Below are 26,224 nucleotides of genomic sequence, written 5' to 3' on the forward strand. Positions count from 1 at the left end.
CACCTTCTCATTATCATTGTATTTTATTAATCAATAGATTAAATGTTAATTTTTGAATAATTGACTCATGCGTATCTTATAAATCAATATTATAAAAACTATAAAAAACAATACATTTAACGAAAAAGTAATTGGACTTGTAGTGATTGTTTTTTTAATAGTAGAGACCATTTTTTTGTAATAATTGTTCTTGAATACAATTTCATCCACGGTCATTTTTATCTCTGGATTTGTCGAAAACCAATAAACATTTTTCTCATCTACGAGATCAAATCTGACTATTGCATAATCAGTAATAGAACCTTTACTTGACATTAAATCAATACTCATATTTACATTACTAATTCCATTTTCATTTATTGTAATGGGGAATCGTTGACCTTCCCATGACAACTCTTGATTATTTTTATCATATAAATGATAAGATAAAAAGACCTTCTCGTTATAAAGATCCTTTTTATTAAAATTAATAGACAAGTCCACATTGAGATTTTTAGCGTACTGTTCCTTTTCTGAGTTTACAGTGATACTCACATCATTAGTTGTCTCGGCACTAACATTAACGAAGTAAAATGATACCAATCCAAAAATTATAAAGAATGCTATCCAACCTTTTCTCATGTCTCCACCCTATTTTAACTCATGAATTTTCTGAAAACTTGATTATATTCTCCAGCTACCTTCTTCCAATCCCTTTGATCAAACTGTCGATAAAGTGAATCTTGCGCCTCAAATAACTTTTGACGATTTTCTAATGCCCACACTATTTTGTCAGCAATTTCATACGGATTAAATGGGTCGAACAGCATCATTTCCTGTAATTCAGAATTTTCAATTTCTGCACTTACAACAGGAATTTTGCTCATTATTGAAGGTGTTCCAACTGAATATGCTTCTGAAAATGTAAAAGGAAACCCACCTTCAAAAAGAGTAGGATTTACCGCACAGGCCGCCATTTTATTAAATGCCGCTAACACTTTGGAAGAAAGACCATGCATTACAAAAACATCATTCTCCAAATGATTATCTCGAATATAATTTTGAATATACGCTACCTCAGAGATATCACCAGTTAATACCAATTTAATATTACTGTACATATCATTGTTTACAATCTTAATCGCTTTTACAAGATTTAATATATTTTTATGTGGTCTTTGTTGCGATGAAAATATGATATAATCCAAATTTTCAATATCACAATCATAAAGAACATGATTTGGATTGTATTTATCAGCTATATATTTATTAATTATATCCTTAGCATTAGACTTCATTGAATAATATTTTTTTACAGACTTTGTTAGTTTCAAATGCTCACTCATATCAACATTTGCATGCTTAATAACGGTAATTTTACTCTTATCAACACCACATTTATTAACTAAATGCTCATTCTTAACAAAATCACTGTAACTTATTAAATGGTCAGCTGCCTCAATACTTTGGCGAATCTTTCTGTGTGTAGTTTCCACGCCAGGAAATTGAGTAGGAAAATCATAGAACACGATATCTGGTGCAGCAAGTATCTTGTAACAATTCAAATTATTTATTTGAGGCCAGATCATAGAAGGAATGAAACATGAAGATATGTCTTTTTTTTCATTTACTAATTTAACAAGTCTGCTGATCTCATTGTCAATTACAATTTGATAAATTATATGTTGACCGCTTTTTGCATATAATTTAATTTTCTGCAGTATTGGATTACCGAGACTAAACCCTATTACTTTTCTCCTAACTACTTTAATTATTTTGTTGGATATTTTATAGAGAAGAAAACTAAGTAGAAATATTAACGTAAATGGAAGCAATAATAAACCAATAAGCATATAAACTATTGTTTTTAATATTAATGAAATAATAGCACCTGTGCTTAAGTAACTAGCAATTTTATTTTCTATTAAATTAATTAATTTAGATTTAAACTTTGATAAAAAAACAGAAAACTTTGATTTTGTTTTTAATTTTCTATTTTTCCTCTGCATTATCATTTTGAACTTTACACCAATAGGCACTCTTTTAGTGCATAAAATTTCAAATTTCCCTTTCGGTATTTTATTATCCTCTAATAAAACATCAATTGAATCAATCAGCCATGCGGGACAAATGATTACAATTTTATTATCATTGTTTTCCTTTAATATAAACGCTAGTAAACGGCCAATTCCCTCTGTTGTTAATCTAACACCTGGTTGGAACCCTAGGAAAACTCCAATTCTACTCATAAAATTTGCCTCCACACTTGCGATAATTCATCAATCTTTACTTCTAAGTTACTCAAGGGTTCATATTGAGTTGATTGCAATTCAGATGATTCATGTAAAACCTCAATAAGCACTTTGTCCTTCGACAAAAAGTTCTTATAGTGAAGATTATCGGATAAAAACTCAAAATCCCTATAGGAAGGATAGTTGTTCAAAACTACAGGTTTTTCAAAAATCGCTGCCTTTGACAATTTGTAAATTATATTATTAATGTTTCTAGGTATAACGACCTTTTTAGCATGTGCATAGAGTGCATCGTACTCATTAATTCCATTATCGAAAAGAAGCACTAAGTGATCCGTCAACAAATCTGATTCTAAAATCATATTTTTAAATTCTGTAATTATTCTTTCCGATTTATTTTTAATGCATCCATTTACATTAATAATGATATTTTGATGATTTTTATACAAACTAAAGTAAGATTGAATATCATTTATTAGACTCCTAATAAATTCACTATCAATCATATCTACTTCTATTAGAATATGTTTGTCATTAAGTGTAATAGAATTTTTCCACCTGGGTTCAGCGTAAAAAAATGGAATAATAAATATTTTATCTGCATGTAATCCTAAATGCTTTATTAAATCAATTTTCGTTTGTTTTGAGCTTGTAATAATAAATGATGCACTTTTCAAATTTGCAATTCGAGTTTTAGAAATTCTATGACAAAATCGATCATCAATATTTTCCACATAAATACCAAAAGGTATTATTGGAGCTATTAAATTTTCTATTTTATCATCAAGAAATAACCAATAATCAGCATCATTGTAATTTTGTGCATGGTCGGTAGGAAGAACGTACTCACCATTCCATATATCCTCTTTTTTAAACATTAATCCTAAAGAGTCTGATATATTCTTATTAGTAATACTCTCAAAACTAAATTCTCTTATAGCAACGCCATCTTTTTGAAGTCTCTGAAAATCCTCATCCAAATTATAATTATCAGATAAAACATTATAACTGATATTAGTAGAAGAAAAGACTTTATTCATACTTTTACTTATCGCCATTACAAGTTCAGAATAATCATGTTTATGCGCTTTAGAATATGGGTCTGGATTAAATATACTAATCTTCTTGGATAATTGTCTGTTTTCATTGAAATTAATATCGAAATCACTAATAATAGGTAAGAAATTTCTTTCCCATTCCCTTTTATTGAATTCATACGAAAACTTGTATAATATTATTTTTTGGTCTTCTTTAATATTCTCAATTAGCTGGATATCACCATCTAATATCCTCTTTATTTTTTTTCTAGCTTCATTAATATTTTTACAATTACCGCTCTGTCTATGACCATCAGCTATAATGCTTAATAGCCCTCCATCCATATAAATAACAGGCATTCCAGCAATCATGGCTTCTAAAGGATGATAATGCAAATGTCTTTGATGAGTAGAGTGATAGTACATAACTTTGCAATTTTTATATAATTCATTTAAATCTTCTCTTTCTAGAAATCCCAACACTTTCTCATCATCAACAGAAACTGGTTGATTTCCGGCCACTAAATATTCAAACCCTTTAAAATCTCTTTTGAAATCCTTATAGATTTGTTCAGACTCAGAAGATAATTTTATTCTAGTGCAGAAAAATAAAATATTATCAGATTCACCTGTCCATTGATTTTCGATATCATAAAATTCTTCAGGTAGTCCTAGTGGCATGTACACGGTATTATCTCTTAAAAATTGATTTTCAATTTCAGATAAATTAGTATAGCATTGAGAAAACCAGAATCTTTCACCAATTTGTTTTAATTTCAAATTATCATTATTATCAAAATAATAATCAAGTAATTCAGTATAATTTTTAAAATTAACCATACCTACACCAAATGCGCGAAAAAACATTAAACCATCAAAGTTATGAATTAGTTTTCGTAGTATAAAGAAAGAAGTATCTGTATATGTTATTGCTGTCTTAAAATGAGTATTTAGAATTTTCTTTATACGCAGTGGCATATTTGAATTCGAGAAAAAGTTATACTCGTTCAATAATTGCAAATCTTCTTGTGGTATTGTAAGCGTATCATCATAGTCAAATGTTATAGAACCACTGGATTGGAAGATTTCTTTTGAAGCTATTTTGGGAGTATATATCTCAAAACCTAACTCTCTTATTAAAGGTAATTCAAATTTACTTAATGTATCATGATTCAATAACCATAATATTCTTTTTTCTTTCATAAAAATCCCCCGAAACAGTGTCAAATAGTATTTTGGTAATAATTAATAACCTCATCTGGATCTCCATCTTTGATAATGTTTCCTTGTTTTACTAATATCACTCTATTACAAACTTCTTTTATTGTTGATAAATCATGTGAAACTAGAACTAGTATTTTTGCTTTACTCATTAGTCCCGTCATTCTTTCTTTCGCTTTTGCAGCAAAAGAAGCGTCGCCAGCTCCAATAACCTCATCTAATAATAGAATTTCACCAGATATTGATGTAGAAATAGCAAATGCCAGTCTTATCAACATCCCAGAAGAATAAGATCTAATAGGATAGTCAATAAATTCGCCTAGTCCAGCAAAATCGATGATATCATTTTCCTGCTCCTTGATCTTTATTGGTGTCTCACCCAGTAATAGGCCTCGATACATTATGTTTTCTCTACCTGTAGATTCAAGATCAAACCCTAATGCTAAATCAAAAAGAGAGCGTATCTCACCTTTAACATCTCTTGTTCCAGATTGAATTGGATATATACCACCAATCGTTTTTAATAAAGTACTCTTTCCTGCCCCATTATGTCCAATAACTCCTAATTTTTCTCCTTCCCGAACTTCCAAATTGAAGTTTCTCAGGGCGTGCACATTATCTAATCTCTCTTTTTTCTTTTTCAATTTTAATAATGCAAAAACCTCTTGTTTTAACGTTGTTGCATTATATATGTGAGATGGATAATATAAATCAACTTTTTCGAGTTTTATATAACAATTTTCCATATTATGATTCCTCATATCCTTATAGATAAAATATGACTTTACTTTGATTATTTTTATTAACCCAAGCCGCTATAATAGTTAAAAAAGTAATAGTAGCAATGGTAAATAAATAATTACTCAAAGTAGGCATCGTTCCATACAAAAATGGCTCTCGAACAAGAGCCAGCAAATGTGTTATTGGATTAACATTAAACAAACCTTCTAATAGTGGATTTGAAGTAAACATATCTTTTTTAAAAAATACCGGTGATACATACCATACCGCTTGAATAACTAAAGCAGTCACTTGAGGATAGTCACGGTACTTTGCATTTGTAAATCCTGCAATTGTAGTAATTGCCCAAGACATACAAAAGTATAAAACAGTTGTAAGTGGCAGTGTTATAATACCAATAATAACGTGCATAGGGTTAATAAATAACATCCAAATGATTAAGGATGTCATTGCAATTACAAAAGTAATTGTAAATACTAACGCAGACCTAAGTGTATATATTATAATTGGATGATTAAATTGGCGTATATACTGTTCTCCGGTCATTATTGAATATCCGCCACCTACAAATGATGAACTAATAAGTTCCCATACTATTAGTCCCGAAAGAACATAAGGGGCATAATCCGCAAAGGACATATTAAATACTGTCCCAAAGACAGTAGACATTAATAAAGTAAGCAATAAAGGATTCATAAACGTCCATAGTATCCCTAACTTTGATCGTCTAAATTTGTTTTTCAACTCCGCTCTAACTAAATGAGACCAAAAGTAGCGAGTTTTGTATATTTTCTTCACTGTTTCACTCAAGACTTAACCTCCAACAGCATTTCTTTATAGCAGACCTTTAATTATCTAATATTATTTTTGCAATGGAATATAAGTTTTTCACAGATATAATTTAGATCTTCTTCGTTAAGAACTCCATTGGTAGGAATATTTAAACCTCTTGCTGAAATCTGATCAGACACTGGAAATGTTGATTCTTCATAATATGGAGGCATTTGATGCATTGGATAGAATAATGGTCTTGTCTCGATTCCGTCACTTTCTAGCAACTTCATCAACTCGTCTCTATCTATCTTAACTATGTCTTTCAATAAAATGGAAACCATCCAGTAGGAATGCTTTGCCCAATCCATCTCAGGTTGCAATGTAAATAACTCTGAATATTGACTGAGCTTATTTATATAAGAATTTGCAACACTTCTCCGTTTACCAAGATGCCAATCAATGTTTTCAAGTTGCCCCAACCCAATAGCAGCTTGCATATTAGTCATACGATAATTGTAACCGACGACGTTAAACCAGTATCTTTTATCGGGGTCCATCCCTTGCCCCCTAAGCAACCTCATTTTGTCAGCTAGTTGCTTATTATTAGTTGTAATCATTCCACCTTCACCTGTAGAGATGATCTTATTTCCAAAAAAACTAAAAGTACCAACATCACCTATTGATCCAACAACTTTTCCGTTTACTTCAGCACCATGAGCCTCAGCAGCATCTTCAATAACAAATAAATTATGTTTTTTTGCAATTTCCATAATTGGTCCCATCTCTACTGGGTGACCATACAAATGCACAACTATAATCCCTTTGGTTTTCTCGGTAATTTTTTCCTCAATTAAATTAGGATTTATATTCCATGTATCAGGTTCACAATCAACTAGAACTGGGGTAGCTCCACAATATTTAACCGCATTAGCTGTTGCGATATATGTAAATGTAGGTATTATTACTTCATCGCCGGGACCTACTTCATAAGCCAATAAAGGTAGATGCAAGGCTACTGTTCCATTAGCACAAGTTAGTGCATGCTCTACTCCACAAAATTCAGCAAACTTTTGTTCGAATTCATTGACATATTTTCCGTTTGAAGATATCCATCCCGTATCTAAACAATCCATTACATATTTTTTCTCATTACCATTAAGAACAGGACCAGCTAATGGAATTCTTTTTACAACCTTCATTTTTCCCCATCCCTTTAGATGTATTTTTTTGCCGGAACACCTACTGCTTTAACATTAGACGGTAAATCCGAGATTACAACCGCACCAGCCCCTACCACTGTCCATTCTCCGATGCTTGTCTCAGGAATTACAGTGCAACCAGCACCAATAAATGATCCATCTCCGACTATTACAGAACCAGCTAATGATGCTCTTGGAGCAATGTGAACATTTGATCCTATATAACAGTCATGATCGATTCCCGCTAACGTATTTATGATTACATTATCGCCAATTTCTGAACATGCATTGATTACTGCTCCAGGAGAAATGACAATACCTCGTCCTAATTTGGCATGTTTTGATACATGAGCAAATGGACTAATTGCATTAACTGGTTCAAACCCCATTTTTAAAATGCTGTCAAAAATTTTTTTCCTCAATTTGTTATCTCCGATGGCTACAATAAAAGCCTGAACCCCACTTTCATATAAAGAAGAAAGAATAGAATCGTCTCCGAGATAGCGTATGCCCAGAAGGCTTTTATCAGTATCTGAATTAGATGTGAATCCTACAATTTCGTACTCATCCGAAGCTTGAAGTATATCAATAACAACTTTTGAATGTCCTCCGCCCCCTATAACGATTACTTTCTGAGTTATCAAGTTACACTCCTTAATGGAATTATGCATTCAAACTAGCGTCTCTCCAGTAGTTTAATAAGTCTATCATAGTATTCTTTAATTTATACTCTGGTGACCAGCCGGTATCCAATCTCAATTTAGAATTGTCACCAATACGAATATAAGCATCTGTTTCACGGACCTTATTTGAATCCACTTTGATAAGAGGGTTCTCTATATTCGAAGATTCTAGTAACATATTTAGCAGATCTGATATTGAGATAGCCTCGTTTGAGGAAACGTTATACGCTTCCCCAAATTTACCTTTTTTCATTAATAAAACATATGCATTAATAACATCTCTGACATCAAGAAAGTCACGCATGACATCTAGGTTTCCGACATGAATATGTTCTGATCTCTCATTCTCTATGTTGGAAATTTGTTTCGCAAAACTCGAACATACAAAATCTGAGGACTGTCTCGGACCTGTATGGTTAAATGGTCGAGCTCTAATAATTCGCATATTAAAGGATCTTGCATATTGTTCACTTATCAGATCTGCGCAAGCCTTTGCACCAGCATAAGGATTATTAGGATGTAATAAGTCTGATTCAGTAAAAGGTGTTCCTTTACCATCGCCATAAACACCTGCTGATCCTACAAATAAAACCTTTGTATCCATATCCAGTTTTCTTAATGCCTCATACAAATTCAAAGTCCCATTAACAATAGTATTATATGTTTCTTCAGTCCTACTATAAGAAAGCGGGATAAAACCAGAACCGGCTAAATGGTATATTTCATCTGGTTTAACATTTTTCAAGGCATTATACACTTTTTCCGGGTCACTAATATCACAAGAAATGTACTCAATATTTTGATTTTGAGCGGGGGTTCGTGAAAGCCCTACAACCTCATAGCCATTATCTATTAACTTTTCACATAAAAAAGTTCCAACAAATCCGCTGACCCCAGTTATAAGAGCTCTCATCTAAAACTCGCTTTCTTTAAGCATTACTAGTAACAGGCGATATGTGGCTGTAAGTCCGAGCTACTCTTTCAAGATCTGCATCAACCATTAGTTGAACAAGTTGCTTAAATGTTGTTTTTTGCGGAGTCCACTCTAATGTTTTTACTGCCTTAGCTGGATTGCCAAGTAATAAATCTACTTCAGCAGCTCTAAAAAACTTAGGATCAGTAACAACATAATCTTGATAATCCAATCCGACATAACCAAATGCAATTTCGCAAAACTCTCTTACAGTGTGCATCTCACCTGTAGCAATAACATAATCATCAGGTTGTTCCTGTTGTAACATCAGCCACATGCATTCAACGTAATCCTTAGCATAGCCCCAATCGCGCAAAGAATCTAAATTACCAAGCCTTAACTCACTCTGATGACCTAATTTGATTCTAGCTACAGCATCAGTTATCTTGCGCGTCACAAATTCAATGCCTCTTCGTGGGGATTCATGATTAAACAATATTCCTGAACATGCAAACATATTAAAGCTCTCACGATAATTAACCGTCATCCAATGACCGTATACTTTTGCAGCTCCATAAGGACTTCTTGGATATAACGGTGTGGTTTCTGTCTGAGGAGTTTCAACAACTTTCCCAAACATTTCACTACTTGAAGCTTGATAAAAACGTGCGGTTGGCTTAACAATCCGAACAGCTTCTAACATGTTAGCAACTCCCAGTGCTGTAACCTGTCCTGTCAAAAGAGGCTGATCCCATGATGTTCCAACAAAAGATTGTGCAGCTAAATTGTATACTTCATCTGGATCAGAAATTTTGACTGCCTGAATAAGTGAACTTATATCCAATAAATCACCATCAATAATCTCTATTCGATCAGCGATATGTGCGATATTTTCCATAATTGGAACACTCGTTCTTCTTCGAATAGCAAAAACTTCATAACCTTTTTCTAATAATAAGTCCGCTAAATAAGAACCATCTTGTCCAGTAATTCCAGTTATAAGTGCACGCTTAGTCATGTTAAAAATCCCCTTATTGTAATGTTTAAGTTATCAAATCATTTTATAAATACTGTTCTAACTTCTGTAGTTTAAGTTCCTTTATTAAGGACTTAATCTCCTGTGCTTTGTCCTTCTTGCAAATGAGTGTTACATCATCAGTTTCTACAATTATTAGATCTTCAACACCAAGAGTGGCAATTAATTTGCCGTTGCTTTCAATTATACAACGTTTTGTGTCAATATTAAGCGTATTACCTTTAATTACATTCCCATTATCATCTTGGTTATTAATTCTATCTAATGCAGTCCAACTTCCAACATCATCCCATCCTAACATACAGGGTATAACATATATATTATGTGCCTTTTCCATAATTCCATAATCAATTGATTGATCTGGCATCTTAGAAAATTCAGAACGAATAACATCATCTCGATTATAATGTCGAAAACCTAACTTCATTGTTTCGAGTAGATCGTGCATTTGTGGCATTAGATTTTCGATATGTTTACGAATCACTTCAATTTTCCATACAAAAATACCACTATTCCAATAATAGTTTCCTGCCTCCAAATACTGCTTCGCCTTAGCTTCATTTGGTTTTTCTATGAATTTATTTACTTTATGAACTATCGAATTATTAACTTGAATAGTTTCTGAGGAACTCTCAACATAACCATAGCCCGTTTCTGGATATGTGGGGGTAATGCCTAATGTAACGAGTCTCTCTTCAGAACTACTCACTTCAACTGCTGTTTTCATTATGTGAATAAATTCTTCTTCGTTCTTTATAATATGATCTGAAGGGATTACTATCATTGAGCTTTCTGGAAACTTTTCTTCTATTATTATTGATGCAAGTCCTACACAAGGTGCTGTATTCCGGCCAATAGGTTCTATAATTATGTTTTCTATCGGTAAGTCTGGTATTTGAGCTTTTATTAATTCTGCATATAGCTCATTTGTTATTACAAATATTTGCTCAACCGGAATAATTATTTTCAATCGGTCGATCGTTTGCTGTATCATGGATTTATTACCAGATATATTCAGAAATTGCTTAGGTAAATTGACTCTGCTTCTAGGCCAAAATCTCTCACCTTTTCCCCCAGCCATTATTAAACATGTAGTTATCATTCTATCCTCCAAATTTCCACATATAAATATAGTTTAGTCTTTTTTTCACTAATTCTCCTACTCGCTGAGGAGAATAATGTTTTTTAATGTAGGCTTGACCTTCACATGCAATCACGTTGTAGTAAACTTTATCATTTACTAATTTAGCCATGTATTCAGCCGCATGATTAATGTCAGGGTTAGCCCAATATTGATAGGCTTTATAGGGTCCATAGTCCTTACCTAGAGGAATTAGTTCATAATTGACAAGACATGAATTGGTATGTTTCATGAAATCGGTGTTTGATGACCAATTTGTCCCAATCACAGGTTTCCTTAAATACATAGCTTCCGCAAACCCAAGTCCAAAACCTTCACTTCTATGTAATGAGATAAAACTATCAATAATATTCATTAAAGAATTAATATCATTTCGACTTATCGTTCCGTCAATGATATACACATTTTTGTAATTTTCTACTAGTTCACTAAGGTAACTATTCTCTTTTACCTTAGCAATAGAACCATTTATCTTAACTACTAATCCTACGCTCATGTCTTCTGGACCAAAAGCTAATTTAAATGATTCGATTGATGCTTGTGGGTTTTTTCGTTCTTGTATACTATTTATGTCATACATAGTTAGAAATAAAAATGATGTTTCAGGTAAATCAAATGATTCACGATTTCTTTGATCCATAATCTTCACTTCAATTGAATGAGGAATTTTCACGACCGGAACTGGACTTTTTAAAGAAATAGATTCCCATACATATGTTGATGGGACCCAAATTTCATCAACATAATTAAAGCTTTCAAGCCATTCATCTGGGAAATCCGGCAATTCCCAATGCCAAAATCCGATGTTGTATCTTTTTAAAAACAATGAGTCTCCATATAAGAGATTAATCTCTGGCATTTGTTCTGCATTTATATGAAAGACGTTAATATTGTATAGCGGTTCATTAATTTCTTTATGTATCCAAGACAAATCAGTTTTTCTAGAACTGTTTGTTCCAGAAAAGTTTATAATTCCAAAAGGAATACCCGTATTTGATATTGTATTAGCAGCAAGTCGACAAGACTCTCCAATACCCATTTCAGCTCTAGAATATCCGATTAGGTTTACACCTTTTGTTCCTATTTCTTTTAAACTCTCTTGTTTCTTATACTTTCCAGAATTCGTCATATCTAATAAGTTTTTCTTTGCTTTTTGTAACACATGCGTTGGAATGACAAGTGAAATACTTTTTTTAAAGGGCACTGTTAGTTTATATAATAATTTAATAATTATCCGCTTGATCTTATCCACCACCGCATTTTCCAATATCACAATTCCAACATAAGTCAGTAAAAACTTCTCACGCACGAACATCAAAAAAGCATTTTGGACTAGTCTGTTCTTGTTATTCTACCAAAGTTCCTCCCATATTCATACCTTATTCTACTTCCATCACCGAACAAAATGTAGAAATTTTGCGAAATGTATGCTTTTTCGACAAAACCCATTTCCTACAAATTTGTAAACGTCATACATTTTTAAGCTTTCCATTATAGTAATCTACTCCTCCATTTGTTAAAATACAAAGAGAAGCTTTATCTGTTTCATATATACATAACTATGGATGAGGAGTACTTACGAATGAGCGCACGAAACAATGCAAAAAGCAGTACGCAGCCTAACGCCGCAGATCTATCGCTATTGAGGTGGATTGGGACGATAGGACTTGCCCTATTTCTGGTTATTTTCCCATATGAAAGAGGATTGTTCAATGGCTACGAGCTGGGCTTCGAAGCCCCCATATATGGAGCCATTATCTTTGGATACATCCTATTGATCGTAACGGCAGCATATATGTTCCGCAGCACGCTGATAAACAGCTACCGTGGTATTTTGTCGATTGCCGTGATGGTGCTTCCGCTCATTTATTGGTTATCTTCCTTTCAAGCGGTATCCAGCTATTATGCAAAGTTTATGACTCTCGTTTTTTTCCTGCTCGCTGCTCTCTTTATAAGCGGGCTTTATTTTGCAGAATCCAAGCTCTCACGCAAAACGATTGAATATGCTCTTATGCTCTCCTCCTATTTAGTCGTCATCTTTGGTATATTAAATCTCTTCGGTCAAATGTATTATAGAGATGCCCTTTGGCTCGCACATGACGGCTACCGCCTTGCATCTGTTTTTCAATATTCAAATACATATGCTAGCTTCCTAGTCGCCTTATTTCTTGTTAGTCTATACTATGCCGTTCACTGCATTCGTCCTTCTGCACGGCTCATTCATGCAGCGATGCTTGTACCGATTTGGATTTCGTTCATGTTTACTTATTCGCGGGGCGCTATTGTTGTTATCCCGGTCATGGTCTTGATTCTTCTACCTTTTTTGCGCTTTACGAAACAAATCGCATACCTCATTTTTATGGTTTTATCTGTTGTTGTCTCTATGGCTATACTGGGAAAACTCACCACGAATGCTGATGCGATTGCTGCACTTGTACAACCTACCGAATCGAAAGCACAAAGCCCAATTTCATTATTCAGCTCTCTCCCTTTGCAAAGCTGGGGACTACTGCTGCTTGGAATGGTCATAACTGCCGGCTTGATTTTACTCTATCATACAAAGGCCAATGTTTTCCTTGAAGCAAGACTTACAAAGCTCTCTGCTTTCAAATGGTCATTTACTGTTGTACCTGTAGTGGCTATCGTCCTTGCAGCCGTTGCCGCAGGAAGCCTACTAGGCAGCAGTGCCATTCGGGGTTTGCTTCCGGAAAAAATTGCCACACGCTTCGAAAATATTAATTTGCAGCAGCACAGCGTATTAGAACGATTGACGTTCTATAAAGATGGCCTTCACGTTGCTGAGGATTATCCACTTCTTGGCGGAGGAGGCGGCGCATGGCAAGCGATGTATGAGCAATATCAGAACAATCCTTATTGGAGCAGACAAGCACATAGCTTCTTTGTTCAAGTGCTTGTGGAAACCGGCTGGGTCGGATTAATAGCTCTAATTGTTCTTCTTGCGTTTGTATACAGCTTATATATTCGCTCTTTCATACGGTACCCTGAGCTACGCGGCAGTCACTTTATCTTTTTTATTCTTTCGTTATCGTTGCTTATTCACAGCGCAATTGATTTCGATATGAGTTATCTGTTTATTAGTGCACTTGTATTTATCTCTCTTGGTTGTATGCTTGCACCTTATAGCAATAAGCTTCTAATTAAAAGGCTCAATGGTAAGACGAAGCATCCATGGCAAAAGGTTGCTTATCCAGCGGTTGTTGCTCTATTGTCACTTTCCCTGCTCTTCGTTGCCATTAGAGAAAACATTGGTGTTCAAAGATACGAAAAAGCATATACACTTGCCCTTGAACAACAAACGCCATTGGATCAACTTCTACCGGCATTAGAAAAAGCAATAAAAATATCACCTACTCATTCTACTTTCTTAATGACAAAAGCAGATTGGCTCGAGCAAGCATACAAACAAACGTCTGATTCAAACTACCTTGTTGAAGCAATAAGCACGGTAAAACAAGGCCGCGACTCAGATCCCTATAACCGCGGACTTCTCTTGGCACAATACCGCCTTCTTCAACAGAAGGGGCAATTCGAGGATTCGCTTGCTATCATTGATGAAGGCGTCAGCAAATTTCCTTGGGACATCAAACTTTATGAAGCTGCTGTAACCTCATATGCAAAAGCAAATCAGACCGCGCTCTCGGAACAAAAAGGGGATAAAGCCAAGGAATACGCGCAGCGCGTTACCGATCTCTCCAATGAAGTAAAAAGAAGAATCGAGCAGCTTGCTTCCTTGCCGCCTGAACAGCAGCAGGGCCGTTCCTTCGCTATCACGCCAACTATGCAGGAAGCTATAGCTCAGACCGAGCTCGCAGCCGCGCAATAGATCCTTTCCTATCACTAGCATTACCAATGACTGTCCGCCCGCACCATTCGTGCATGGCGGGCGGTCTTTCTTCTTTCTAGCGCAAGTTTTATGGCATGTTTTAAGGCTTCCACGAATAAATAGCAATAGAACGTTCTGATCAATCAAGTCTTAAGCTCAGCCGGAAGGAGCAGGCTATTGAAACATGCGCGGAAGCCAAAGTGGTCCTTTGTCGTGATGCGCGGCGCGGATAAAACCGTGAAGCAGTTTCACGTGTCAAAGCGATCTGTCTTAGCCGCGCCTACGGCCGCGGTTCTAGCGGTTACGGGCTGCATTGGAGGGCTCCAAATAAAGTCAGCCTATGAGCTGCATCATTTGGAGGAACAATTGTCCATGCAGGATGCAGAATTTTCCCAAACCGTAACCGAGAAAGACGAAGCAATCACCTCTTTGCAGCAAGAAATACTAGACCTATCGAGTCAAACGCTTGAGATGAAAGCAAAGCTCGATGAATTGCAGCAGCTCGAGCTCAAGCTGAAGCAGTTCATTGAGAACTATGGGAACAAAGCTGCTCCCTCATCTTACCTTGCGCCTAGCAAAACATCATCATCTTCCTCGCGAACGCTGCCTATTTTGTCCTCTATATCCAGCATTCACTCCACTAGCTTGCAAGAATCAAAAAAGTTCGCATTACTCGCACAAAACACCGGCTATGATCTCGCTTCACTTCATGGGATGGTCGATACGATGGAGGAGTCGCTTGCGCTCACGCTTGAGCTGGCGCAAACGACAAAATCCTCCGTGGATGCCTATCCCTCTACTTGGCCGACGCGCTCTAAGCTGCTGACATCCGGTTTTGGTTATCGGAGCGATCCGTTTACCGGGCGTTCCACGTTTCATGCTGGCATAGACATAACAGGCAAGCTTGGTGATCCCGTACTTAGCGCAGCAGACGGCACAGTATCCGAAATTGGCTTTAACAGCTCTTTAGGCCACTATATCGTTATCGATCATCTGGGAGGCCTTCAAAGCGCCTATATGCACTTAAAACAGATCGAAGCCAGTGAAGGCGATGAAATCGTCCGCGGAGAGAAAATCGGCTTATTGGGCTCAAGCGGAAGAAGCACAGGTCCGCATTTGCATTTTCAGATCATGCAGAAAAATGAACCAGTCAATCCTATTAAATTTCTGGCGCTCATAAAGGAGGACTAGAACTTATGTTTAAAGATAACAAGCGGCTTGCGGCAACCGATACGCTGATCGGTCAAGGAACGCTTAGCGAAGGCAAAATGAACTGCGAGGCCAGCCTGCGCATTGAAGGAGAGTACCGCGGCGATATTGAATGCAAAGCGGATGTCATCATCGGGGAGTGCGGCATTGCCAGGTCGAATATTACGGCAAGAGACGTTACGATAGCTGGCAAAGTTTTCGGCGATATCGTGACGAAAGGGCGCCTCATCATCACCTCCTCCGGCCATTTGACCGGTACGATTACGGCGAGCACGATCGTTATCCAAGACGGAGGCCGACTAAACGGCATGTGCCACATGGAGCAGGCCTTAGACAGCAAAAACCGTGCGCTGCAAGAATCCGATTCGCCTCAAATCCATGGCAAGGAAGCATCGCCTAAGGAGACAAAGGAGAAATCGAGACAAGCCGGCTAAGCTGCAAAAATAAAAAGCCGTTCAACTGCTGTCTTCCTTCCGAGGAAGGAGCAGCAGGAACGGCTTTTTTTGCTAATTAAATGGCTTAGGTAGCAACGTCGCGCTTTTTGAAAATGTACCACGTTAATGCGATGAATATTACATAGTAGACAGCAAGCACGCTAAGCGAATAACCTAATGTCATGCCTTCTCGCATCGGGTTGCCATCCAAATATTGCGTTAGATTCAAGTGGATAAACAACAAGTAATCGATCCATTTGTATTTGAGCATCGCAATCAAACCGATAAAGCTGTTAACGCCAAGCAGAAGGAACAAAGCCATGCCGATCGCAAGTCCGCTGCTGCGGAACACGGTCGATAGCATAAAAGCAAGCGTAACCGTCACAACGAGCGAAATTAAGGTAAGCCCATAATACTTCAGCATGTATGCTAATGGATTTGAGCCTTCCTCGCCTACGAAGGTTGGCTTCAAATCTGGCGAAGCGTTGATGCCAAAACAGATCCAATTCACCAGTAATGTGCTTGCAAACAATAGGATGGCGAGCATAATAGCGAACAGCAGGATCGAAATATATTTGGACAGCAATATTTTCGAACGCGACCAAGGCCGGATCAGCAGCAGCTTAATCGTACCGCTCGTAAACTCCTCCGCAACTCCGCCAGCAGCAATGACTACCGTAAATATCGTGACAAGCAAAAATAAAATGGAAGACTCCATAAAACTGACATCCCACATCGAAGTATCTCTGCCGCCAAAAATCAGCCACATAATTGATATGGTCAGTACAAGGAGTATCATAATGCCCGTCATCACCCACGTACGGGGACGACTGTATATTTTCATGTTTTCGTTTTGAATAAGCGGCAAGAAATTACCCAATGCGTTCCCCTCCTGTTACTTCCAAAAATTGATCTTCAAGCGTTTTGACTTGTGACCGAATGCCATATACCTTTATGCCGGCTGAAACCAGCGATGCGTTAATCGCGGCCGTGCTTTCCTTATCGACTTCAACCGCCAGCGTATTCTCTCCCGCCAGCTCCCCTGCGAAACCAGCAGCCTGGATCACCTCGATAGCGCTTTGCGGACGATCAACTTCGATGACAACCCTCGTATTCGCCTTGGCAGCATGCTCGCCGCGTATCGTTCTAACATCGATCAACTTGCCGTTTTGAATAATGGCAACGCGGTCGCACATCAGCTCCATTTCGGACAATAGATGGCTCGATACAAATACCGCAATCCCTTCATCCTTCGAGAGCAAGCGCAAGTAATCACGAAGCTCGCGAATGCCTGCAGGATCCAATCCGTTAGTCGGCTCATCCAAAATGAGAAGCTGCGGTTTATGTAGGATGGCTTGCGCTACGCCCAGCCGCTGTCGCATGCCAAGCGAGTAGGTTTTCACCTTATCGCGAATTCGCCCTTCAAGGCCGACAAGCTTAACAACCTCATTAACACGATGCTCCGTAATGCCTGGAATCATACGGGCATAATGAATTAAATTGTCATATCCGCTTAAGTATTTGTACATCTCTGGGTTCTCTACAATAGCTCCAACATGGCGAATAGCCTTTTCAAAATTTTTCGTGATGCTATGTCCGCTAATCGTAATTTCGCCCTCGGTCAATGACATTAAGCCAACCATCATCCGAATGGTCGTCGTTTTGCCTGATCCGTTAGGACCAAGAAAGCCAAACACCTCGCCAAGAGGCAAATCAAGCGTCAACCGATCAATAATCGTTCTTTTGCCGATTTTTTTAGTTACATTTTGCAATCTAACAATAGGCTGCTCCATCTCTAAGCTCCTCCTCAAAAGATCCAAATCCTATTCATTATAAACGATTAAGGAAACAATTGGTAGTTTACAAAAAAATACACCTCCGCTCTACAGTTAGACTGTAGGGCAGAGGTTCTCGTTATCATTCGTTCGATAGGGCTGTATAACGTGTTCGGCAACTTTTGCGTCTGCTCGAAGGAACATTTTATAGTCATAGTTACTGGTCTTACCCGGCGATCCTACTATAGCATCCAGCTTATCCTGCTCCATGCTGCATGTTAAGCAATAACCCATTGGATGTACCACTCGGAAAAATCCTGTCCGAAACAAAATATCTGCATCAGGATTTGCTACCATCTCTCCGCAACTAACACAATAAAATCGGTCCTCTGAACATATCATCCGATAGATCGCTCCCTCTCTCTTTCGTAATGACTGTATCAACCTCTTCACATTAAGTACACAAGATACGTTAAATGGCAGATGTTCGATCATAACGTCGATTTGCAATCCATCTATAAAATTAAGAAATGCATCTTAACCGAGTTTACTATGCCATATTTAATTGACTAGTAATCTCATCCCATGTGACGCCCAGCCTGATAACGTCATCTTCATTAATTTGCTGTCCTGTCTGCACCTCGATAAGCTCAACATCCGTAATCGCGCGCAGACTGTGTCTGGAGCGTTCCGGAATAACGATCGTATCACCTGGCGCAATGTGGCGGAACAGCTCATCGATAACAATCAGACCTTCTCCAGCTATAATCGTCCACACCTCTTTTCGTTTAAAATGCATCTGGTAGCTCAGATTTTGCCCTGCCGATATAAAAACTCGTTTCGTCACGCTATGTAAACCTGAAGCCATGACAGCTGAATCAATAACCCTCGAATGTCCCCATCGATGTTCCTCATATTTTGGCCGCTCATTCATCGACCGCAGCTTCGCGTTTAGTACGGAATCAGCATCCTTGCTTGTCACTAGAATACCGTCAGGGCTTGCGGCTACAAACACGTTGCTCAGGCCAATTATCGAGATCGGAATATCTAGTTCATTTATAAGCTGTGATTGCTCGCTGTCCGCCGACACTTCACCCAAGCCTAGTCGATCAAAGGATAGTTCCTCCGATAATGTTTTCCAAGTTCCCAAATCCTTCCATTCACCGTCATATCCAATGACCGATCTTGCATCTGTTTTTTGCGTAACTTCCACTTCAAAGCTTCCACGCGGTATTTTAGAATACTGCTTATATAGCTCATCATAATGAATAGGAAGACCGCGGTTCATAAGCATGGCAATTATAAAATCAAGCTGAAAGGCATAGATGCCGCTATTCCAAAATGCCCCGTCCGCAATAAGCGATTCCGCTTCCGCCTCATATGGCTTTTCCTTAAATCTGCGCACCTTACGCTCGCACATGCCCTCATCTTCTTGATAAGGACTTATCTCAGGAACGATGTAGCCATATTGCTCGGACGGAAAGCTGGGCCTTGTCCCAACCATTAGCAGTTCTGCCCTGCTTTCCCTTGAAAGCTTAGGCAGCCCTCTTATGCATGAAAAGAAATCATTATCAACATATGCATCTACCGGCATAATAATGATCGTTTCGCTTAAAGACACTCCCGCGATGGAATACAAATAAGCAGCAGCGAGTGCCACTGCCGGAAAGGTATCTCGTTGCTCAGGCTCAATGATAAGCGGTGCTTCTAAACCTACTTGCCTCTGCAAAATCTCTACCTGTTCGCGGCAGGTCGCAATACGGGTATGCTCCTGTAAATCCGCTTCGTCTAGCTGACGCCACAAGCGCTGCAGCATCGATTCCATGCCGCCTCGCGGACCTTCCAATACCGGTAAATACTGCTTTGCTCGCTTACTATTCGATAAGGGCCATAATCTCTTCCCAGATCCGCCTGATAACAGTATGATTTTCAAAGCATGTCCCCCTTCAATCAAGCGCTTACCAATTTTTAAAAACCAAAAACAGGTTAGCCGCTGTAATGCATTCGTTTTGTATTTAAAAGCCTGCTGTATAAATAATGGATTTTCCGCTGCTGCGGCTGACTTTCCAGCAATTCTTGGTTCATCACGCCAATAATAAGTGAACGAAGCGTATTCGTGCATTCAAAAATGACGCCATGCGCAAATTGATTATCCGTCTTTGAATTCCATACGATTCGCCCGCGCACAATAATTTGTACGTTGGAAATCGTCATTTTAAACTCGACGAAATAATTATGTTGAATCGGTAGTTGCAAGCCTGATAGGAAGCATAAGCCGTTTGGGCTTAAGTTGAGCAGCAGCACCGTCGTCGTCGAGGGGGTCAACAGCTGTCCATCTTTACTTATAAGTCTAAGCTCTGCCTTAACGCCTTCTGTGAAGCGAAGCCTGATGTGGGCGCGCGAGAGATCGTTCGAATTCGTCGCCATACTCAATTCCTCCATCATACGAATAACAAAAATGATTCAAATCACTCATAATTTGTGCTAAATGCATGCAATTGTCGCGAATACGTATTAATATAGAATCAGCAGCCTTTCTAAGACAGGAGGAATTCGATGAGCATCGGTAATCGGCTTGCAGCATTGAGGGACGGGCGAAGGTGGACGCAATTGCAAACAGCCACTGCACTAGGCATATCACGAGCGGCTTTATCGCATTACGAGAAAAATCGAAGAGAGCCTGATACCGAAACATTGTCGAAGTTCGCGGATTTATTTCAGGTCACAGTCGACTTTTTGGTTGGTCGGACTTCAATCCCCCAGCAAACGTTAACCGATGAGGTTCGTGCCTTTGTCGACCATCTCGAGCTATCAGACGAAGAGCTATTAAAGAGCTATCACTTAAGCATAGATGGACGGGCGCTGACTCCAGATGAGACAAAACGCTTCATTGCTTTTATTAGGGCTGAGCGATTGCTGCGCTAGCGTCAGCATCCTTCTCTGGAATCCAACTTTCTTGCGGAATGCCAATTTGATCGAGTATGTCATGTATTTCAAGAGAGGTAATCTTTGAATGCGAAGCATCATCCTCGATCGACATTTCTATTTCATCTCTTAACATACGACCGACTCCTAATCGTGTAATGATAATGAAAGATATATTAACATCATTATACCTGAGCTATCGGATGGAATATGTCGGTTAGTGGGTGCGGCTTTTTTCTAATTTGCTGGCATTTTGTCGAAAAACAAAAGGGACTGTCGCCTGAAGTAGTTATTCTACTCCAGGGACAGTCCCTTATTTTAAAACCTATAACCTTATTAGTCTTGCAATCTTATTTGCCGCCTGCACGAGCAAGCTCTTTTTTGTTCGCTTCGAAGGCTGCAAGCAATGCTTCTTCGCCCACTAAGCCGGTATCTTCGACTTTGCGGATTTGCTCAAGCATCCGTTTGTAGTCCTTCGGAATGACTTTGACGAATTTGGCAAGCGATACATCCCAATCATTTAACAGCCTGGAACCGATAGCACTTTCCGTATACTGTACATGGGATTCAATCAAGCCGCGCAGCTCTGCAATATCCTGCGAATCCTCAAGACGCTCCAGCAATACCATTTCCAAATTGCAATGGTTGTAGAAATCGCCTTTCTCATCGTAGACATATGCTACGCCGCCGGACATACCGGCGCCAAAGTTGCGTCCCGTATTACCGAGAATAACAACACGTCCGCCTGTCATATATTCGCAGCCATGATCGCCCACGCCTTCAACGACAACATTAGCTCCACTATTCCGAACCGCGAAACGTTCGCCAGCTGCACCACGGATATATGCTTGGCCGCTAGTTGCGCCATATAGCGCAGTGTTTCCGATGATGACGTTCTCCTCGGCAGCAAAAGTTGCCTTCGGTGATGGAGCTACGATAATTTTACCGCCTGACAAACCTTTTCCGACATAGTCATTCGAATCGCCTTCGATCGATAGCGTGATGCCTCTTGGCACGAATGCGCCAAAGCTTTGGCCCGCTGTTCCAACGAAGTGATAAGAAATCGTATCCTCAGGCAAGCCTGCAGCGCCGTAACGACGTGTGACTTCGCTGCCCAGAATCGTTCCGACTACGCGGTTCGTGTTCAGGATAGGGAAAGTACCGCGTACGCGCTCACCGCTCTCAAGCGCAGCTTGCGCCAGAGGAACGAGCTGCTGCATATCAAGCGATAGCTCAAGACCATGGTTTTGCTCTTGAATGTTGTAGCGAACGGCATCCTGCGGAAGGTCAGCCTCGTACAGCAAGCCCGAAAGGTCGATTCCTTTCGCTTTGTAATGCTCACGCAGCTCTTTCGTTTCCAAAATATCGACGCGTCCAACCATCTCTTGAATCGTACGGAAGCCTAGCTCAGCCATAATCTCACGCAGCTCTTCCGCTATGAAGCGAAGATAGTTAACCACATGGCTAGGATCACCCATAAACTTTTTGCGGAGCTCTGGATTTTGTGTCGCTACGCCTACTGGACAAGTATCCAATTGACATACACGCATCATGATACAGCCAAGCACGATGAGCGGAGCAGTTGAGAAGCCATATTCTTCAGCTCCAAGCAATACTGCGATTGCAACGTCGCGGCCGTTCATCATTTTGCCGTCTGTCTCAAGGACAACGCGATCACGCAATTTGTTCAGCATTAACGTTTGGTGGGTTTCTGCAAGACCAAGCTCCCACGGAAGACCGGCATGACGGATCGAGCCCATTGGAGAAGCACCAGTTCCGCCGTCATAGCCGCTGACCATAATAACGTCAGCACGGCCCTTCGCAACACCGGTCGCGATTGTTCCTACGCCAACGCCCGATACGAGCTTAACGTTGATGCGAGCGCGCGGGTTGGCATTTTTCAAGTCATGAACAAGCTCAGCCAAATCCTCGATCGAATAAATATCGTGATGCGGCGGCGGCGAGATTAGACCAACGCCAGGCGTTGAGCCACGAACCTCGGCTACCCAAGGATATACTTTAAGGCCAGGCAGCTGTCCGCCTTCACCAGGCTTAGCGCCCTGAGCCATTTTAATTTGAATTTCGTCGGCATTAACCAAGTAGTTGCTCGTTACGCCGAAACGTCCGGATGCAACCTGCTTGATCGCGCTGCGCCTTGAATCTCCGTTTGCATCAGGAATGAAACGTGCAGGATCTTCCCCGCCTTCGCCTGTATTCGACTTGCCGCCGAGACGGTTCATCGCAATCGCCAGACTCTCATGCGCTTCCTTACTGATCGAACCAAATGACATCGCGCCTGTTTTGAACCGTTTAACGATAGATTCCAGCGATTCAACCTCTTCAAGCGGCACGGACTGGCGGCCATCCTTAAACTTAAGCAAGGAACGAAGCGTTAGATGCTTCTTGTCCTCGCCCTGAACCAGCGCCGAGAACTTCTTGTAAAGCTTATAGTCGTTCGCACGCGAAGCCATTTGAAGCGTATGGATCGTTTGCGGCGTGAACAAGTGATCCTCGCCGTCTTTGCGCCATTGGTAATCGCCGCCGGAGTCAAGCTCCTTCTCTCCGCCTTCTTGCTCAGCGAATGCGCGGTTGTGATGCTTAAGCGTCTCTTCAGCGATAACATCGAGGCCGATGCCGCCGATACGGGACGGTGTCCATGTGAAGTATTCGTTAATGACCTCCTCTTTCAAGCCGAGCGCTTCGAAAATTTGTGCGCCGCGGTACGATTGAATCGTCGAAATACCCATTTTGGACAATATTTTAATAACGCCTTTAGTGGCTGCTTTAATAAAGTTTTTGACTGCTTTGTCATGCGATACGCCGCGAAGCATGCCTTGACGAATCATGTCATCAAGCGTTTCGAAAGCAAGGTACGGGTTAACGGCGCTTACGCCGTAGCCAAGCAACAAGGCAAAGTGATGCACTTCACGCGGCTCGCCCGACTCAAGCAATAGAGCTACCTTCGTACGAGTGCCTTGGCGAATAAGGTGATGATGCAACGCCGATACCGCTAGCAGTGCCGGAATGGCAGCATTGTCCTTGTCGACGCCGCGATCGGATAGAATAAGCAGATTGTGGCCTTTCGCGATAACGCGGTCAGCCGCTTCGCACATTTGAGCAAGCGCTGCGCGGAGGCCTGCTTCGCCTTCATTCGCAGGGAAGAAGATCGGAAGCGTGATCGAGCGGAAGCCAGGGCGGCGCACATGGCGCAGCTTAGCGAATTGCTCGTTGGATAAAATCGGCGTAGCCAATTTGATATGACGGCAGCTTTCCGGCTCCGGGTTAAGCAGATTGCGTTCCGGTCCAATTGTAGTGCCAGTTGCCGTAATGATCTCCTCACGGATGGCATCAATCGGCGGATTCGTTACTTGGGCGAACAATTGCTTAAAGTAGTTGTACAAACGCTGCGGGCGCTCAGACAATACCGCAAGCGGCGCATCGTAGCCCATCGAAGCGATTGGCTCCGCGCCGCTGCCAGCCATCGGCTCAAGCACTTTGCGTACATCTTCAAACGTGTAGCCGAATGCTTGCTGTCTCATTTGAACCGTTTCATGGTTCGGCTCCGGCAATTCCGGCGCTTCCGGCAGGTCTTCCAAATCAACGAGATGCTCATCCAGCCATTCGCGGTAAGGATGCTCCGTTTCGATCTCCGCTTTCACTTCCTCGTCGGAGATGATGCGGCCTTTCTCTGTATCAACAAGCAGCATGCGTCCAGGACGCAGGCGGTCTTTGTATAAAATATCCTCTGGCGGAATTTCAACTGTTCCTGCCTCGGAGCCAAGTATAATGTGATCGTCCTTCGTTACATAGTAACGAGCTGGACGAAGACCGTTCCGGTCAAGAACCGCTCCGATTTTCACGCCGTCAGTAAAGCCCAGCGCAGCCGGTCCATCCCACGGCTCCATCAATGTGCTGTGGTATTCGTAGAAAGCTTTGCGCTCGTCGCTCATGCTCTCATGATTGGACCAAGGCTCCGGAACCATCATCATTGCGGCATGGGCCATCGAACGGCCGGACAAGAATAGAAACTCAAGCGTGTTGTCGAACATCGCGGTATCAGAGCCGTCAGGGTTAATAACCGGCTTGATTTTCTCGATGTCATCGCCAAACAGTTCCGTTGCAAACAACGTCTGGCGGGCATGCATCCAGTTTACGTTGCCGCGAAGCGTGTTGATCTCGCCGTTGTGGATCATGTAATGGAACGGATGCGCACGCTCCCAGCTTGGGAATGTGTTCGTACTGAAACGGGAGTGAACGAGCGCCATTGCCGATACAACCGACTCATCATTAAGCTCGGTGTAGAACGAGCGAACCTGCTCGGTCGTAAGCATCCCTTTGTAAACGATCTTCCGCGAGGATAAGCTCGAGAAGTAGAACATATTGCCGCCTTCTTTGCCGGCATAACGAATCGCAAGCTCTGCACGCTTACGAATCACATATAATTTGCGTTCAAATGCCATATTGTCCTTCAAGCTATCGTTCATTCCGATAAATAGCTGACGAACATACGGCTTCACCGCTAATGCGGATTCACCCAGCTTGTTGTCATCCGTCGGTACCGTACGCCAACCGATTACCGATTGGTTCTCCTCTTGAACGATCGACTCCACTTCACGCTCAATTGCGATGCGGGCTGCTTCATCCTGCGGCATAAAAATCATACCGACAGCATAGCGGCCTTCGGCCGGAAGCTCGAGCTCTTGCTTCTTTAATTCAGCTGCAAAAAAAGCATGCGGAATTTGAAGCAAAATACCCGCTCCATCTCCGGTATTCGGTTCGCTGCCTTGACCGCCGCGATGCTCCATATTCTCGAGCAGCATCAGCGCTTGGCGGATGACCTTGTGTGATTTAATTCCCTTGATGTTGGCCACAAAGCCCATGCCGCATGCATCTTTCTCGAACTGCGGATCATAGAGCCCCTGCTTCGGCGGCAATCCCAAAATATGTTCTTTCATTGTGTGCAACCTTTCTATGAGAAGATTTTTGGGTAAGCGTGAACGTGTTGAAAATAAGCACCGATGAATACGCATTACGCTTCATTTTTGGCTTGTTTTATCATAG

The 26,224-nt window shown here is 40.4% G+C and carries 21 protein-coding genes; 4 read left to right on the top strand and 17 right to left on the bottom strand.

The annotated features are described in order from the left end of the window. Positions 1–45: 45 nt before the first annotated feature. The 11 genes from ADU23_RS02015 to ADU23_RS02065 are packed head-to-tail and all read right to left on the bottom strand — an operon-like array spanning position 46 to position 12,243. The gene (locus ADU23_RS02015) at positions 46–621 is read right to left on the bottom strand and encodes a hypothetical protein (protein WP_053372211.1); all 576 of its coding nucleotides are present in this window, start codon (positions 619–621) and stop codon (positions 46–48) included. A gap of 14 nt (positions 622–635) precedes the next feature. Beyond that, positions 636–2,228 (bottom strand): glycosyltransferase, encoded by a 1,593-nt coding sequence (locus tag ADU23_RS02020; protein ID WP_053372212.1) that lies wholly within the window; start codon positions 2,226–2,228, stop codon positions 636–638. Next, complete coding sequence (locus ADU23_RS02025; RefSeq protein WP_053372213.1) at positions 2,225–4,471, bottom strand: glycosyltransferase; 2,247 nt, start codon at positions 4,469–4,471, stop codon at positions 2,225–2,227. Before ADU23_RS02025 ends, ADU23_RS02020 begins: the two co-directional genes overlap by 4 nt. Positions 4,472–4,491: 20 nt before the next feature. After that, entirely contained in the window at positions 4,492–5,235 is a 744-nt protein-coding gene (locus ADU23_RS02030; protein ID WP_053372214.1) for an ABC transporter ATP-binding protein, read from the bottom strand. 19 nt (positions 5,236–5,254) lie between these two features. Continuing rightward, positions 5,255–6,040: an ABC transporter permease gene (locus tag ADU23_RS02035; RefSeq protein WP_053372215.1), complete on the bottom strand. Its 786-nt coding sequence runs from the start codon at positions 6,038–6,040 to the stop codon at positions 5,255–5,257. 41 nt (positions 6,041–6,081) lie between these two features. Continuing rightward, a complete protein-coding gene (locus ADU23_RS02040; protein WP_053372216.1) occupies positions 6,082–7,203 on the bottom strand; it encodes a DegT/DnrJ/EryC1/StrS family aminotransferase in 1,122 nt (373 codons plus the stop codon). Positions 7,204–7,217: 14 nt separating this feature from the next. Continuing rightward, positions 7,218–7,847, bottom strand: coding sequence for an acetyltransferase (locus tag ADU23_RS02045; RefSeq protein WP_231637290.1), 630 nt, complete (start codon positions 7,845–7,847; stop codon positions 7,218–7,220). Between the two features lie 19 nt (positions 7,848–7,866). After that, on the bottom strand, positions 7,867–8,799 hold the full coding sequence (locus tag ADU23_RS02050; RefSeq protein ID WP_053372218.1) for a GDP-mannose 4,6-dehydratase: 933 nt from the start codon (positions 8,797–8,799) through the stop codon (positions 7,867–7,869). A gap of 16 nt (positions 8,800–8,815) precedes the next feature. After that, a complete protein-coding gene (gene gmd / locus ADU23_RS02055) occupies positions 8,816–9,817 on the bottom strand; it encodes a GDP-mannose 4,6-dehydratase (protein WP_053372219.1) in 1,002 nt (333 codons plus the stop codon). A gap of 43 nt (positions 9,818–9,860) precedes the next feature. Further along, positions 9,861–10,937 (bottom strand): mannose-1-phosphate guanylyltransferase, encoded by a 1,077-nt coding sequence (locus tag ADU23_RS02060; protein ID WP_157265550.1) that lies wholly within the window; start codon positions 10,935–10,937, stop codon positions 9,861–9,863. Position 10,938: 1 nt separating this feature from the next. Further along, positions 10,939–12,243 (bottom strand): glycosyltransferase, encoded by a 1,305-nt coding sequence (locus tag ADU23_RS02065; RefSeq protein ID WP_231637291.1) that lies wholly within the window; start codon positions 12,241–12,243, stop codon positions 10,939–10,941. A 582-nt stretch (positions 12,244–12,825) separates the two neighbouring features. Between ADU23_RS02065 and ADU23_RS02070 the strand changes: the two genes are divergently transcribed. From ADU23_RS02070 to ADU23_RS02080, 3 genes are all read left to right on the top strand, one after another. Then, a complete protein-coding gene (locus ADU23_RS02070; RefSeq protein ID WP_231637571.1) occupies positions 12,826–14,820 on the top strand; it encodes an O-antigen ligase family protein in 1,995 nt (664 codons plus the stop codon). A 177-nt stretch (positions 14,821–14,997) separates the two neighbouring features. Next, positions 14,998–16,011 (top strand): M23 family metallopeptidase, encoded by a 1,014-nt coding sequence (locus tag ADU23_RS02075; RefSeq protein WP_053372221.1) that lies wholly within the window; start codon positions 14,998–15,000, stop codon positions 16,009–16,011. 5 nt (positions 16,012–16,016) lie between these two features. Then, positions 16,017–16,463: a bactofilin family protein gene (locus tag ADU23_RS02080; protein WP_053372222.1), complete on the top strand. Its 447-nt coding sequence runs from the start codon at positions 16,017–16,019 to the stop codon at positions 16,461–16,463. 85 nt (positions 16,464–16,548) lie between these two features. On the opposite strand, the gene ADU23_RS02085 is transcribed toward ADU23_RS02080, so the two are convergent. The 4 genes from ADU23_RS02085 to ADU23_RS02105 all read right to left on the bottom strand — a co-directional run bounded on the left by ADU23_RS02085 (position 16,549) and on the right by ADU23_RS02105 (position 20,665). Further along, a complete protein-coding gene (locus ADU23_RS02085; protein ID WP_053372223.1) occupies positions 16,549–17,343 on the bottom strand; it encodes an ABC transporter permease in 795 nt (264 codons plus the stop codon). Continuing rightward, positions 17,336–18,256: an ABC transporter ATP-binding protein gene (locus tag ADU23_RS02090; RefSeq protein ID WP_053372224.1), complete on the bottom strand. Its 921-nt coding sequence runs from the start codon at positions 18,254–18,256 to the stop codon at positions 17,336–17,338. The genes ADU23_RS02085 and ADU23_RS02090 overlap by 8 nt, the downstream gene beginning before the upstream one ends. Before the next feature lie 532 nt (positions 18,257–18,788). Next, positions 18,789–20,171 (bottom strand): sugar phosphate nucleotidyltransferase, encoded by a 1,383-nt coding sequence (locus tag ADU23_RS02100; RefSeq protein WP_053372226.1) that lies wholly within the window; start codon positions 20,169–20,171, stop codon positions 18,789–18,791. Positions 20,172–20,224: 53 nt separating this feature from the next. After that, complete coding sequence (locus tag ADU23_RS02105; RefSeq protein ID WP_053372227.1) at positions 20,225–20,665, bottom strand: PilZ domain-containing protein; 441 nt, start codon at positions 20,663–20,665, stop codon at positions 20,225–20,227. Between the two features lie 129 nt (positions 20,666–20,794). On the opposite strand from ADU23_RS02105, the gene ADU23_RS02110 reads away from it, so the two are divergent. Then, positions 20,795–21,163 carry a helix-turn-helix domain-containing protein gene (locus tag ADU23_RS02110; RefSeq protein ID WP_053372228.1) on the top strand — a complete coding sequence of 123 codons (369 nt, stop codon included), beginning with the start codon at positions 20,795–20,797 and terminating at the stop codon, positions 21,161–21,163. Here the strand turns inward: ADU23_RS02110 and ADU23_RS32620 are convergent. Together ADU23_RS32620 and gltB are read right to left on the bottom strand one after the other, a co-directional pair. Beyond that, the gene (locus ADU23_RS32620; protein ID WP_157265553.1) at positions 21,138–21,299 is read right to left on the bottom strand and encodes a hypothetical protein; all 162 of its coding nucleotides are present in this window, start codon (positions 21,297–21,299) and stop codon (positions 21,138–21,140) included. The two genes, ADU23_RS02110 and ADU23_RS32620, sit on opposite strands and share 26 nt — an antisense overlap. A gap of 214 nt (positions 21,300–21,513) precedes the next feature. Further along, positions 21,514–26,118 (bottom strand): glutamate synthase large subunit, encoded by a 4,605-nt coding sequence (gene gltB / locus ADU23_RS02115; RefSeq protein WP_053372229.1) that lies wholly within the window; start codon positions 26,116–26,118, stop codon positions 21,514–21,516. Positions 26,119–26,224 lie beyond the last annotated feature (106 nt).

Origin of the sequence: Paenibacillus sp. FJAT-27812, from assembly GCF_001273905.1 — a bacterium.
GTDB lineage: Bacteria > Bacillota > Bacilli > Paenibacillales > Paenibacillaceae > Pristimantibacillus.

Bases quoted from the DNA above. Each gene is read 5' to 3' on its own strand.
- ADU23_RS02015 (WP_053372211.1), bottom strand. From the start codon at position 621: ATGAGAAAAGGTTGGATAGCATTCTTTATAATTTTTGGATTGGTATCA.
- ADU23_RS02020 (WP_053372212.1), bottom strand. From the start codon at position 2,228: ATGAGTAGAATTGGAGTTTTCCTAGGGTTCCAACCAGGTGTTAGATTA.
- ADU23_RS02025 (WP_053372213.1), bottom strand. From the start codon at position 4,471: ATGAAAGAAAAAAGAATATTATGGTTATTGAATCATGATACATTAAGT.
- ADU23_RS02030 (WP_053372214.1), bottom strand. From the start codon at position 5,235: ATGGAAAATTGTTATATAAAACTCGAAAAAGTTGATTTATATTATCCA.
- ADU23_RS02040 (WP_053372216.1), bottom strand. From the start codon at position 7,203: ATGAAGGTTGTAAAAAGAATTCCATTAGCTGGTCCTGTTCTTAATGGT.
- ADU23_RS02050 (WP_053372218.1), bottom strand. From the start codon at position 8,799: ATGAGAGCTCTTATAACTGGGGTCAGCGGATTTGTTGGAACTTTTTTA.
- gmd (WP_053372219.1), bottom strand. From the start codon at position 9,817: ATGACTAAGCGTGCACTTATAACTGGAATTACTGGACAAGATGGTTCT.
- ADU23_RS02060 (WP_157265550.1), bottom strand. From the start codon at position 10,937: ATGATAACTACATGTTTAATAATGGCTGGGGGAAAAGGTGAGAGATTT.
- ADU23_RS02070 (WP_231637571.1), top strand. From the start codon at position 12,826: ATGGTGCTTCCGCTCATTTATTGGTTATCTTCCTTTCAAGCGGTATCC.
- ADU23_RS02080 (WP_053372222.1), top strand. From the start codon at position 16,017: ATGTTTAAAGATAACAAGCGGCTTGCGGCAACCGATACGCTGATCGGT.
- ADU23_RS02090 (WP_053372224.1), bottom strand. From the start codon at position 18,256: ATGGAGCAGCCTATTGTTAGATTGCAAAATGTAACTAAAAAAATCGGC.
- ADU23_RS02105 (WP_053372227.1), bottom strand. From the start codon at position 20,665: ATGGCGACGAATTCGAACGATCTCTCGCGCGCCCACATCAGGCTTCGC.
- ADU23_RS02110 (WP_053372228.1), top strand. From the start codon at position 20,795: ATGAGCATCGGTAATCGGCTTGCAGCATTGAGGGACGGGCGAAGGTGG.
- ADU23_RS32620 (WP_157265553.1), bottom strand. From the start codon at position 21,299: ATGTTAAGAGATGAAATAGAAATGTCGATCGAGGATGATGCTTCGCAT.
- gltB (WP_053372229.1), bottom strand. From the start codon at position 26,118: ATGAAAGAACATATTTTGGGATTGCCGCCGAAGCAGGGGCTCTATGAT.